At 54.4% G+C, this 12326-nt stretch carries 10 protein-coding genes; 7 read left to right on the forward strand and 3 right to left on the reverse strand.

The window, feature by feature from the left end; all coding sequences use genetic code 11:
* Window positions 1-1978, forward strand: a 1978-nt coding sequence (locus PKO02S_RS11070) for an SbcC/MukB-like Walker B domain-containing protein (RefSeq protein WP_281280424.1), incomplete at its 5' end; no start/stop codon positions are given.
* An 86-nt stretch (window positions 1979-2064) separates the two neighbouring features.
* On the opposite strand, the gene PKO02S_RS11075 is transcribed toward PKO02S_RS11070, so the two are convergent.
* Window positions 2065-3870, reverse strand: coding sequence for a putative bifunctional diguanylate cyclase/phosphodiesterase (locus tag PKO02S_RS11075; RefSeq protein ID WP_127582619.1), 1806 nt, complete (start codon window positions 3868-3870; stop codon window positions 2065-2067).
* 306 nt (window positions 3871-4176) lie between these two features.
* A complete protein-coding gene (locus PKO02S_RS33630) occupies window positions 4177-4311 on the reverse strand; it encodes a hypothetical protein (RefSeq protein ID WP_281280425.1) in 135 nt (44 codons plus the stop codon).
* 156 nt (window positions 4312-4467) lie between these two features.
* On the opposite strand from PKO02S_RS33630, the gene PKO02S_RS11080 reads away from it, so the two are divergent.
* Window positions 4468-6780 carry a sensor histidine kinase gene (locus PKO02S_RS11080; RefSeq protein WP_127582623.1) on the forward strand — a complete coding sequence of 771 codons (2313 nt, stop codon included), beginning with the start codon at window positions 4468-4470 and terminating at the stop codon, window positions 6778-6780.
* An 82-nt stretch (window positions 6781-6862) separates the two neighbouring features.
* Here PKO02S_RS11080 and PKO02S_RS11085 read toward each other — a convergent pair whose 3' ends face one another.
* Entirely contained in the window at window positions 6863-8785 is a 1923-nt protein-coding gene (locus PKO02S_RS11085) for an FAD-dependent oxidoreductase (RefSeq protein ID WP_127582626.1), read from the reverse strand.
* A gap of 195 nt (window positions 8786-8980) precedes the next feature.
* Between PKO02S_RS11085 and PKO02S_RS11090 the strand changes: the two genes are divergently transcribed.
* The 5 genes from PKO02S_RS11090 to PKO02S_RS11110 all read left to right on the forward strand — a co-directional run bounded on the left by PKO02S_RS11090 (window position 8981) and on the right by PKO02S_RS11110 (window position 11828).
* Window positions 8981-9751 (forward strand): hypothetical protein, encoded by a 771-nt coding sequence (locus PKO02S_RS11090; RefSeq protein WP_127582629.1) that lies wholly within the window; start codon window positions 8981-8983, stop codon window positions 9749-9751.
* A 29-nt stretch (window positions 9752-9780) separates the two neighbouring features.
* A complete protein-coding gene (locus PKO02S_RS11095; protein WP_127582632.1) occupies window positions 9781-10131 on the forward strand; it encodes a histidine triad nucleotide-binding protein in 351 nt (116 codons plus the stop codon).
* Window positions 10132-10267: 136 nt separating this feature from the next.
* Window positions 10268-10441, forward strand: coding sequence for a 30S ribosomal protein S21 (gene rpsU / locus PKO02S_RS11100; protein WP_010491812.1), 174 nt, complete (start codon window positions 10268-10270; stop codon window positions 10439-10441).
* Window positions 10442-10457: 16 nt separating this feature from the next.
* Window positions 10458-10901, forward strand: a complete 444-nt coding sequence (locus PKO02S_RS11105) for a GatB/YqeY domain-containing protein (RefSeq protein WP_127582635.1) — start codon at window positions 10458-10460, stop codon at window positions 10899-10901.
* A 159-nt stretch (window positions 10902-11060) separates the two neighbouring features.
* On the forward strand, window positions 11061-11828 hold the full coding sequence (locus PKO02S_RS11110) for a MerR family transcriptional regulator (protein ID WP_127582638.1): 768 nt from the start codon (window positions 11061-11063) through the stop codon (window positions 11826-11828).
* The last annotated feature ends 498 nt before the right edge of the window (window positions 11829-12326 follow it).

A 12326-nucleotide genomic window follows, 5' to 3' on the forward strand; every position in this document is an offset into this window, starting at 1 on the left:
CGCGCAGGCGGCGGCGCTGGCCGCGCACGCGCAGCTGCAGCGGCTCGCCCGCGAGCGCGAGACGGCGCGCCTCTCGGCGCGTCTAGCCGCGTCGCTCGTGGCCGGCGAGCCGTGCCCGGTGTGCGGCTCGCTCGACCACCCGGCGAGCCACCGCACGCACGACCCTGTGGCCGCCACAGCCACCGTACCAGCCGCCGAAGGCGTCATCCCCTACAGCAGCGCGGCCGGCGACGAGCACGATCGGCTCACCGAGGCCCTCTCGCGGCAGCAAGAGTCGCTGCAGCAGCTTAAGTTCCGGATGTACCAGCAAACAACCAAGCTGGACGAGTTGACGGCGCTGCTAAGCGAAGCAACAACAGCGACTCCGGACCATACTCACCCAGAATCGTCATACATAGCCGAAGCGGCGGCAACCGTCGCAGAAGACACCCTAACGCCCGACGATCTCGCCCACACCGTGCAGCAGCTGGATACCGCCGCTGCCGAGTCTGCCGCCCGCCTCCCGGTTTTGGCCGAGACTGTGAAGCGGCTGCTGCAGCAGCGGCGTCAGCTCGAGCTGCAGCAGAACGAGCTGGCCGCTCGCCTGGAAGCGGCGAGCCAATCCGCCCAAGCGGCTTCCGACAAACACGCCGCCGCTCAAGCCGAAGCCGACCGAGCCGCCGCCGACTGGGCGGAGCGTTATCCCAACATGTCGCCGGAGGAAGCGGCGCACGAGACGGCGCAGTTGGCCGAGCGCGACCGCCAGGCGGAAGAGCTGCGCGAGCGGCTGGCCAAGAGCGTGCCGTTCCTCGAGAGCACGAACGCCCAGATCGAGCAGCTGCAGAGCAGGACGATCCAGCTCGACAAGGAGCTGGCGCAGTTGGAAGCTCAGCACGAATCCGCCTCCCGCGCAAACCGCGAGAAGCAGGAGCAACTGCTGCAATGGGCCGAGCCAGGTGCGGACATTCCCGCCTTGGCTCGGCAGACCCAATCCGAGCTCGACCGAATTCGCCTCGAGGAGCAGGACGCTCGAACCGCTCTCGCTCATCGGCTCGCCGAGCTGCAGACAAGTGCGGAGCGTCACAGCGGCTCTCTCGAAGCGAGCCGCTCAGCCGAGCAGTCGGCGTCGAGAGCGGAAGCAACGTGGGCAGAGGCGCTCTCCGCCACAGCATTCCATAATCAAGATGAGGTGCTCGAGGCCCGTCTAACCCCGGAAATGCGCCAATCGCGTACCTCAGGTGTATCCGAGCATCGGGAGCGCGAGACGAAGCTGAAGCTGCTGCGCCAATCGCTGGAGGAGCAGCTTGCCCATGGAACCGTGACCGAAGAAGAATGGCTTGCTTGCGAAACCGAATGGATAGCGGCCAGGGAGCGGGACGAAGCTGCGCTTCAAGAGGCGGCTAGAGCGGGACGTGATCTCGAAGACGTAGAGGCCAAACATACGAAGTGGAGCGGGCTGGAGCGAAGCCGCATCGAGCTCGAGACGAAGCTGGCGCGAATGGCCAAGCTCCAGAGCGTGCTTAGAGGCAACGCATTCGTCGAGTACGTGGCGGAAGAGCAGCTGACGGTGGTCAGCCGGGACGCCTCGCAGCGGTTAGGGGCGCTGACGGGTCAGCGGTTCGCGATCGAAGTCGACTCAACAGGCGGCTTCCTTATCCGGGACGATTGGAACGGCGGTGTGAAACGTCCCGTCTCGACCCTCTCCGGCGGGGAGACGTTCTTGGCCTCGCTGGCGCTAGCGCTAGCCTTGTCCGCCCAGATCCAACTGAAGGGGAAGTATCCGCTGGAGTTTTTTTTCCTGGACGAAGGCTTCGGGACATTAGATCAGGAGCTGCTCGAGTCGGTAATCGGAGCGCTGGAGAAGCTTCATCTGGAGCGTCTGACGGTCGGTGTGATCAGCCATGTGCCTGAGTTGCGCGCCCGGCTGCCGAGACGGCTCATCGTATCGCCTGCCGGCACCGCCGGCGGAGGCAGCCGCGTCACGCTGGAATCCGGCTAGATCAATAAGAACTACAGAAGGAGGCCGGACACAGCGTGTCGAGCCTCCTTCTTTACACTCTTCAACGTCTTTACACTTCTAAACGGTTAAATCGAGGAAAGCACCAGCTTCTCATCCGACATTTGCAGCTGCAGCCAGTCCTCCAGCGTCTTCGCCGGCATCGGCTTGCCGAACAAATAGCCTTGAATCTCATCGCAGCCGAGCTGCTGCAAGAACATGTACTGCTCCTCCGTCTCCACGCCCTCTGCGGTCACTTTGAGCTTCAGCGTGCGAGCCAGAACGATAATGGCGGTGACGATGGCTGCATCGTCCGGATCTTCGGAAATCCCGTTGATGAACGAACGGTCGATTTTCAAGCCGTCGATCGGGAACCGCTTCAAGTAGCTGAGGGAGGAATAACCGGTTCCGAAATCGTCGATCGAGATGTTGACGCCCATTTCCTTCAAATCGCGCAGCATCAATATGTTTTTCGTTACGTTCTGCATCGCGGCGGATTCTGTAATCTCGAGCTCCAAATATTCAGGCGACAGCTTCGTCTCGCGCAGCAGCCGATGGATCAGCACAGGCAAGTTTTGCTGGCGGAACTGCAGCGTCGACAAGTTGACGCTCACCCGCAGCTCGGAGCAGCCCTCCATCATTTGCCACTTGCGCACTTGATAGCACGCCTTGCGAAGCACGAGCTCGCCAAGCGGGACGATGAGCCCGGTTTCCTCGGCGATCGGGATGAAATCGGCCGGTGAGATTAAGCCCAGCTCCGGGTGAATCCAGCGGACCAGCGCTTCGACGCACACGAGCTGCTCCGTCCGGGCGCTTACTCTCGGCTGATAGTAGACGACGAGCTCGTCTTTCTCCAGTGCCTTGCGCAGCATCGCCTCCATAGCGAACCGCTCGTAAGGCAGCTGCACACCTTCCGGCGGCGAATAGAACTGGTAATGATTGCGGCCTTGTTCCTTGGCTCTGTACATGGCCACATCGGCGTTTTTCATCAACTGTTCGGCGGTCCGACCATGCTCGGGAAAGATGGCAACCCCTATGCTGGTGGAAATGTAGACTTCCTGATCATTCAGCACGATCGATTCTTGCAGCGAGTTGAAAATGTCTTTGCAAAGCGCCACTACTTCTTCCATCCGATGGAATCGGGTGAGCAGGGCGAACTCGTCCCCGCCCATACGGGCGAACGTGGCGCCTCTAGGCAGCTTCCCGCCTATCCGTTCGGAAACGGCTCGCAGCAGCTGATCGCCGATCTCATGGCCCATCGTGTCGTTCACATTCTTGAACTTGTCCAGATCCAGGAAAAACACCGCCATCGGCACCGGCTTCGTCCTCATTCGATGGAGCAGCGTGTTCAGTCGTTGTTTGAACAGCTCCCGGTTCGGCAGCATCGTAAGCGTATCGAAGAATGCCATCCGGTTCAGATTGTAGGATACCCGTCCTATGAAGACGTTGAGCAGCACCATGCCGAACGCAAGCAGCAGTGTATCGAGTGTGAGAAAGGGTGTTCCTGCCGCCCAATGGTACAGAAAGACGCTGAACATCCCCAGCACCCCGAACACGAGCGTGGCGAGGAAGCCGGCTTCGGAAGCATAGAGCGGAATGACGAACAAGAGCAGCCACGTAGGCTGCAGACCGTTCTGCCACTCGGGCCAAGTGAGCGAAGCCGTGACAAGCAGCCAATCGACGGCCATCAGTCCGGCCAATCCCGGCAGCTTCAGCAGTTGGCCCAAATCTTTGACATGAAATGCCCGCCATAAGAGCAAGACGGTATATGCCAAACCTAGAGCCGCAATCGGAAGCAGCTCGATCTGGGGATTATGGCCGTATAGAAGCAGAAGAACGATCGGGAGCAAACAATGCCCCAGGGCGAACGCTTCCGCATTTTTGTGGACGATCATTTGGCACCTCTGGTTGGTTGAATGTAGAGCGGGACCGCTAGTCTTTCGAACTATCGATTGACATGTGTCGAAAAAAGTAGAAATATTTACTAGGCGCTCAATAGGAAATTATAACTGATTTTATTATCCAATTCTATTATTAGCAGGCAATTTTTTATGTTGACAATTGGAATTAGGTCTAAAAGCATCGGTGACATGTTTCCCGAGGATTCGACGAAAATCCACATTATGTAAAAAAAGATTGTATAATGGAATCATCCGTTATACAATCTTTTTTGTGTTTGGTAAAATTAAGGCTGGCTATGGCTATGACCAGAACGATTCTTTCGCTTCTTCACTGTTCTTCGCTTGGCTGAACACTTCATCCAGAGCACCGCGCTCTTCCACAGACAATCTCAGTTGAGCCTCGTTCCACATGATGCCTTCCAGTTGTCCATTCATCCTCTTAGCGCTGCGTACGGCAAGTTGTAAGCCGGTAGACCATCCGACTGCTTGCATCCATAGACCCCCCATTTTGGATGTTAAAAACAACATATGTGTTAGTACGAGCTTGTTCGCTTCATTATACTAAAAAATGCTGTCGAAAAGGTGGAGATTATGAAAAAAAAGTCCATATGGATTTTGATAGTCCTAGTACTGATCACCGTCCAATCCTGGTTCTTCTATCTCACGTTCCGCTACCCGCATACCGGTATCGTGGTCGAACAGAACGAGAAGTCGGAATGGGTGATTGAAGACTTCGAGATGAGCAAGATCGGAGAAGATCTTGATCTCAGGGTAGGCGACATTGTATTGGAAATCGACCGCAAGCCGACCGACGAGCATCCGTCGATTCGTAAATTCCGTACGGTAGACCAAGCCGACACGCTGCTTATTTCCAGGAACGGAGAGACGTTCGAAGCCAATATCCTGCAAATCCGCAGCTCCGTCGACTATTTGTCGATCATCGGTGAAACGACATGTTTGGCTATTGCCGGCATTTTGCTGACCACGCTGCGCGGGTCTCCTTCCGCCACTTTCCTGGCCGGAGTGTTCATCAATATCGGACTCATCTTCATGAGCCTGCTGGCTTCTATCCGTGGCGACTCGACCGGTAAAGTGCTGATCAACAGCTTGATGATGCTGCTCCCCGTCATGTTCTATCATTTTTTGCTGGAATTTTTCAAAGAGAAGGGAGGGATCGCGACCTCCAAAAAGCTGCTTGTTCCCCTTTATGCGATCGTCATCGCGAGCTTCCTGCTGCGGTTCAGCTTTTATTTTCCGGATATCGCGTTTGATTTTTATTTTCATAATAACACGGTTACCATCAGCTTCTTCTTGATCGGGATCTTGCTTAACTTCTACATGATGACCAAGCTGTTGATTAAACATTGGAGTACCGGCGATACGATCAGCATGCTGATCAAAACGGTCTGGATCTCGTTCCTGCTTTCTTTTATGCCGTTTGCCTTCTTATCTTTCCTACCCCTGCTTATTTTCGGGCATCCGTTCATTTCCACATATTTTTCCGGCTGGATGTTTATGATATTTCCGCTGTCGTTTGCATATTTGATCGGGACGCGGCAGCTCTACGATATTCATATCGTCCTTCGGCGTTTGATGATGACCGGTGCGATTTCGGTGTTTCCGAGCACGATCCTGGTCGCCTTCATCTGGCTCATTTTTCAGCAGCATGCGACCGCCCGGCATCTGTCCTTCGTGTTTTGCTTCACCCTGGTACTGCTGACTGTGCTGCTCTACGCACTGGAACATTTTTCCACAAAATTGGAATGGATCATGTTCCCCCGCAAATATGTGTTGCAAACAGCGCTCAAAAAGATTGCCCGAAACTTAGGCAACATTACCAGCTTCCGCGAGATTAAGGATATTATCCTCGTGGACATCGTCTCCACGCTGCGAGTGTACGGGGGAGCTCTCGTATTCCGCTATCGCGAAGATATGGAGCTGATCGAGGTCGGGGAAATCAATTTGGGCGAGGTGGAGCAGCTTGTCAGGTTCGGCGTTATGGAGCATCCGTTTTATTTGATACATGAGGTGAACCGGCACGAGGAGTATACGAGCTATTTGATCACGACCCGTAAAATGACGAATACGCTGCTTGGGCAAGAAGAGGTGCAGTGGCTAAATTTGATCATTTCCTATTTGTCCGTGTCGCTTGAAAATATTTTCCTGATCCGCAAGCTGACGCTTAAGCTGGAGCAACTGGCGGCCCAAATGCCAAGCGAGCAGCTGGCCAAGGATCTCGACTGGTTCCGGAAGCTCATGTTCGAGCTGCAGGAGAAGGAACGATCTCGCATTGCCACAGATATCCACGATACGACGATGCAAGACTTGTTTTTTTTGAAACGCCGCTTGAACGCCCTGACCACCCGGTACATCAGCAACGATGAGGATCGCGAGCAAATGATCGCGCTCAGTGAATATGTGGACATCATTAACGCGAACCTGCGGCAAAGCTGCTTCGAGCTGCATCCTCATTTGCTTCAGGAGATCGGTCTGCTGCAGACGGTGCACAAGCTGGTGGAGCAGGAGCGGGCTTCGTGCCCGTTCGCGGTCGAGTTGAAAATGGTAAGAGCAGGGGCGATCGAGCATAAGGATTTGGAGACGAAGCGTCACATTTTCCGGGTCGTCCAGGAGCTGCTCAATAATGCCAAAAAACACTCGCTCGCGGAGAAAGTGTCGCTCCATCTGTCCGTCGTGCATGAAACGTTCTATTTGCTATATGAGGATAACGGCATAGGCTTCGAGCCGGCTCCAGCCCCCAAGGAAACAGGCACGGCCGGGATCGGGTTGGAACAGATGCGGACGCGGATTCTTCATCTGAACGGCAATATGGAGCTGGAGAGCTCAAGAGGGAATGGCGTAAAAATATGGATTACGATGCCGCTCAAAGAAGGAATAACCGCGTAACGCCTTATTAATGGCGATACAGCCTTGCGGACGCCAAAAAACCTTTGAAGCCTGGATGGCTCCAAAGGTTTTTTCATTGCATCTAGATTCCGGCACCGACAAGCTGCTTCGTATCCTTCAAAATCCCTTGGGCTACTTGCCGTGCGCTGGAGAAGGCGCGTTCCGCAAGCTCGCCTTTGCCCGTGCAGCCGTCTCCGCAAAAATAAAACGGCATGTTCTCGACACGAGTGGGCAGAAGCTTGTTCGTATGGACGTTTTTGACGCTGGCTACCATCGCTTTTTTCGAGACGCGTTTCACGGCGACCTCGTCGCGCCAGCCCGCGTAATGTTTGTCGAACAGCTGCTCGATTTGCTCGGTTTTGCGTTCCAAGTAAGCTTTGCGCTCCGCGTCGTCGGCGAATTGGTCGGACAAGTAGGCGATGCCTTGCAGCAGCTGGCCTTGCTCGGGCACTAGCGTATGGTCAGTCGCCGATACGTCGCTGATGAACATTTTGTTGTCCATGTCGCTGATGTACGAGAAGGGGCGAGCTACGACCCGTTTCAGACCGACGTCATATACCATGACTTCCGTGGACGTGTTGTGCTCGTAAGGGGCCAGGAACGGCTCCCAGGCGGTCCCCTTTAGCAGCTTCGTCACTTGCTGAACCGGCATGGCGAAGACGATCCGATCGAAGCTTTCTTCGCGCGTCTTCGTCTGCAGGACGAAACGCCCGCCTTCATAGCGGATGCCGTCCACGCCCTCTTGCAGCGAGATCGCCCATCGGCCGGATAGCTCGATCTTGCTCTTCAGCTGATTCGTGATGACCGCCCAGCTGCCCAGCACATAGTTCACCGGACGGGTCGACAGGAACAGGTTGTGGTAGTACTCGCTGATCACAGCGCCTGAGACGAGGCGGGCATCCTCCGGCGTAATGAAGAAGTTGGAGCAGACGAGATGCTCCCACAGCTCCTTCAAGTCTTCGTCGGCGTTGGAGTAGGCGAGGTAGTCGCCGAGTGTTTTGTAGTGCTTGAGCTGATGAATATTGGCGATGATGGCCGTAATTTCTCCCGCGAATCTTACTTTTTGGACGGGGCTGAGCAGGTCGGTTTTCATCAGATTGACAAAATCGAGCGGGGCTTGCGTCAACTGATTGTTTTTCTCGTATACGACTTTGCGCCTGTCGACTTGTTTGCTGCTGAAAGACAAACCCAGCTCTTTCTCCATGACGGTAAGGGTATGCCGGTCGATGCCATAAATCGCATGGGCGCCATAGTTGAGGGTGAAGCCTGCTTTTTCGTATGTGAATGCTCTTCCGCCAAGCTGCGGGCTACGCTCGAACAAGATGCCTTCGATCGAAGATTCCTCGGACAAATAGGCGGCGGCCGTCAATCCGGCCAATCCGCCGCCGATGACGGCGACTTTCATTTTTGGTTCCTCCTTCAATTTCGGGGCGACTTCTAAGGGAGAGGGAGGATCGGACGAGCGAAGCCCGGTCCAGAGCAAGGCGAATTGCGTGCGCACGCGCGACTCCAGGTCGGTATCCTCCGACATGCACCATCGATTCACGATGCCGCTGTAGGCGGAAATGAGCAAGTCGACCTTATGGCGCTCCGGCAGCCAGTGCAGCAGGCTCTCGGTCAAATGGCGGAGCTGCTCCCGGCTCTTGGCGGCCGCCGTTTCATTGTGCATGGCAAGCCCTTGGATGCTCCGGATGAGACGAGGCATCGACTGGATGTTAGACGCCAAGTCTAAGAACAGTCGGTTCACATGGCTCTCGAGCGATTGCACCTTGGCTGGCGTCTCCTTGACCCATTGCTCCACCACTTCGATTTGACGCTCGCTGACGATCGACAGCAAATCTTCCTTGCCGTCGAAATAGTGGTAGAAAGTACCTTTGGACGTGTTCGTGGCGGCGATGATATCGTCGACAGAGACGTGCTCATAGCCTCGCTCCGCGAACATACGGAATGCCACCTCGAGCACATAGTCGCGTTTTTTGCGGGTAGAGGCGCGCATGATATTCATCTCGGCATCAACTCCTGCTTCCCATTTATGGTCTCATTGTACTTTAAATTAGACTGACGGTCTATATTTTTGTGAGCCAGTGGCGAATCCGCTCCAGGGAAGCGGTTGCGCAACAAAGTATGCAAGTCCGATTTATTTCTGGTATGATGATTGGAGACTTTTTAATTCTTTTTCGGAGGGAGACACCTCACATCCATGACGACTGAAATTCGCTACAATTCCATTCAAGATATTAATGATGTTGTTGATTTTTTTCTGGCTAACGACGAGCAAATGGTCGGCAATCCGTTGTTCGCGGACGCTTCGAATGTAGGTATTTTGAAGCAAAGTTTGTTTGGCGTGCTGTCCAAGGTGGAGAGCGAAGCGGAATACGAGGAGATGCTGAACTACAAGCAGCTTCTGTTCCGCCAAATCGTTCATTACTCCGAAACGCTCGAGCAGATCGAAGAGCTCAAGGAAGATTTGCATGAGCTGATTATCCATAACATTTATTTGGGAACGGAGCATCGGCTGCTCGTTTGGATTTTCATGCAGCTGTACAAGCGGGAACCTGATCTGAGCAACAAGGACGGCCGGACGCCGCAAGGCTTCCTTCGCTACATGAAAATGAACTGCAAACCCGAAGTGACGGCTCACTTCATCGGCATGGCGCTGCAGCAGTACTTGCGCACGAACTATTCCGAGGAGCCTTATTACGCGGGGGAAGAGTTTTTCACTGCAAGCTACAATTATATGGTAGAGCTGATTATGGAATCCGAGGAGATCGAGAAGCTGCTGAAGACGATCCAGGAGCAGCAGGAAGAGCTCATGTGGCTGCGCGATATGCTCATCTCCACGGAGCAGCAGCTGCAGACCGACGCGGGGAACGAGACGCTGATCGAGAAGCAGACGAAGATGGCGGCGGATTTCATGACCGAGAAGTTCGAGATGGAGTTTTTGTCGACCGTGCTGCTTCGCTTGTTCTAAACCCTATTGTGCCCGTAGGAGGCTGACCGATGGATTGCATTTTTTGTAAAATCGTCGAAGGCACGATCCCTTCCAAGAAAGTATTCGAGAGCGAGCATGTCGTGGCGTTTCATGATATTCAGCCTGCCGCTCCCGTACATGTGTTGATCATCCCGAAGAAGCATATCGCTTCTATCAATGAAGTCGAGGCTGCGGACCGCGAAGTGCTGGGCGAGGTGCTGCTGGCGGCCCCTCAGATCGCTCGTCAGCTTGGCGTAGCGGAATCCGGTTATCGTCTGATCAACAATTGCGGTTCGGACGGCGGCCAAGTGGTGTACCACATTCACATGCATCTGCTCGGCGGAGAGAAGCTTGGCGGATTGAACGTCAAACCTGTCTGATTTTTGGCTGCGGACGTTGGCTGTAAATAGCAAGCGGTGTTAGGTTGACACCCACTTTTGCTTTCACGTATAATGTAGTTTGATAACCGTGTTCCTGGGTATTTGGGACGGTCTGTTCGGAGGGAGGGAAAAACTAGTGTCTGAAACTCGAGTTCGTAAAAATGAAACCATCGATGCTGCACTCCGTCGCTTTAAGCGCTCCATCGCGAAGGACGGCGTCCTGGCTGAGGTTAAGAAACGCAAGCACTATGAGAAGCCTAGCGTAAAACGTAAGAAGAAGTCCGAGGCTGCTCGCAAGAGAAAGTTCTAGGAGGATTTTGGCAGCAATGAGCTTAAGCGAACGATTGAATGACGATATGAAGCAATCGATGAAGAATCAGGACAAGTTCAAACTCTCCGTCATCCGCATGATTCGATCGGCGATTAAGAATGTTGAGATAGATCTGAAGAGAACGCTTGATGACAATGAAGTGCTTGATATTCTCAGTCGTGAAGTGAAACAGCGCAAAGACTCCCTCCAAGAATTTGAGAAAGCGGGCCGCTCCGACTTGGCCGAGGCCACTCAGGAAGAGCTTGTGATTCTTTCCGAATATTTGCCGCAGCAGTTGACAGAGGAAGAAATCAAAGTCATTGTACAACAGACCATTCAGGAGACGGGTGCTTCTTCTAAAGCGGATATGGGAAAAGTCATGGCTGCATTGATGCCGAAAGTGAAAGGGCGTGCCGATGGCAAGCTCGTCAATCAGGCGGTGCTGCGGCTTCTGGGGTAACGCCGGCTGATCGGTCGGAATGATTCGAACGTTTATAATGGGAAGAGAGAAAGGCTGTCGCATCTGCGGCAGTCTTTTTGTGCGTAAATGCTGTGAAATTCCCCTGTTGACATTCACGTTGCGTCAAGGTGTACGATCATTTTGTCAGGAGGTGCAAACATGGAATATACCGTGCAGAAGCTAGGGCTCCTGGCAGGGGTCAGCACACGGACGCTGCGTTATTACGATGAAATCGGACTTCTCAAGCCGGCGAGAATCAGTTCATCTGGGTACCGCATCTACGGCCAGCAAGAGGTGGACCGGCTGCAGCAAATTTTGTTCTACCGAGAGCTCGGCGTGAGCTTGGAGGAGATCAAGGATTTGGTGACGTCGCCTGCCTTCGATGCGGACCGGGCGCTTCACGAGCATCGCGCGCAGCTCTTGGAGAAACGGGCGCAGCTGGATCTGCTGATCGCGAATGTAGAGCTGACATTGGCTCAAAGAGAGGGGACGAAAACGATGTCCGATAAGCAGAAATTCGAAGGTTTCAAGCAAAAGCTGATCGATGATAACGAGAACAAATACGGGACGGAAGTCCGCGCCAAGTACGGCGACGAGAAAGTGAGCAAGTCCAACGCCAAGGTGAAAAACATGACGGAGCAGCAATATGCCGAAGTCGAGAAGCTCGCGGCCCAGGTGCATGAGGCTTTGGCCGCCGCGTTCGCGACCGGCGATCCGGCAGGCGAGCTGGCCCAGAAAGCCGCCGACCTGCACCGGCAATGGCTCATCTACTGGTGGGACCAGTACTCGAAGGAAGCGCATGCAGGCATAGCCCGAATGTATGTGGACGACGAGCGATTCACCGCCTACTACGACAAGGACCAACCGGGCGTTGCCGCTTTCCTGCGCGACGCGGTGCTGATCTACACTGGAATGGGCGATGCTTAGCAGTAAGATTCGGATTCGGAGAAGACCTGGCTGGTTGCCGGGTCTTTTTTCTGACTTCTGGGATTCGACTGGGGGTTGCACCTACCTCTCCTTCACAGCTCACTCCCCGCTTGCCGGCACTGCACTCCCGGTCCCGGCCAGTAACTATTCATACGGGAAGGAGATACAATCTCCGTTCGCTACTCTACTCTGAAAATTCTCCCCCTTTCAGCAGCCGTGGTGTCGCGCCGCGGCATCGGTGTCTGGAGTCCGAAAAAGTCGGACTGCGTCAGTCGGGTGGGGAAAGTGATAGGGCTGCAAAGCCGGGTTACTGGCTGGACCCAAAGTGTCGTGCGGGAACTAGAAATTTAGGCCGGGAGTTACTGGCTGGACCCGAGAGTGTCGTGCGGGGAAGTGGGGATTCGAAAAACCTGATCGTTGAACTTCCCATCAGGTTTTTCTTAAAAAACGAATTTATTACTGCTACAAGCCATGTTTACGTTTCCGCGCTGCGAATAA

The sequence above is a fragment of the Paenibacillus koleovorans NBRC 103111 genome, from assembly GCF_004000845.1.
In the GTDB taxonomy this organism is placed as follows: Bacteria; Bacillota; Bacilli; order Paenibacillales; family NBRC-103111; genus Paenibacillus_AA; species Paenibacillus_AA koleovorans.

Bases quoted from the DNA above. Each gene is read 5' to 3' on its own strand.
- PKO02S_RS11095 (WP_127582632.1), top strand. From the start codon at position 9,781: ATGGATTGCATTTTTTGTAAAATCGTCGAAGGCACGATCCCTTCCAAG.
- PKO02S_RS11090 (WP_127582629.1), top strand. From the start codon at position 8,981: ATGACGACTGAAATTCGCTACAATTCCATTCAAGATATTAATGATGTT.
- PKO02S_RS11075 (WP_127582619.1), bottom strand. From the start codon at position 3,870: ATGATCGTCCACAAAAATGCGGAAGCGTTCGCCCTGGGGCATTGTTTG.
- PKO02S_RS11080 (WP_127582623.1), top strand. From the start codon at position 4,468: ATGAAAAAAAAGTCCATATGGATTTTGATAGTCCTAGTACTGATCACC.
- PKO02S_RS11085 (WP_127582626.1), bottom strand. From the start codon at position 8,785: ATGAATATCATGCGCGCCTCTACCCGCAAAAAACGCGACTATGTGCTC.
- PKO02S_RS33630 (WP_281280425.1), bottom strand. From the start codon at position 4,311: ATGAATGGACAACTGGAAGGCATCATGTGGAACGAGGCTCAACTGAGA.
- PKO02S_RS11105 (WP_127582635.1), top strand. From the start codon at position 10,458: ATGAGCTTAAGCGAACGATTGAATGACGATATGAAGCAATCGATGAAG.
- PKO02S_RS11110 (WP_127582638.1), top strand. From the start codon at position 11,061: ATGGAATATACCGTGCAGAAGCTAGGGCTCCTGGCAGGGGTCAGCACA.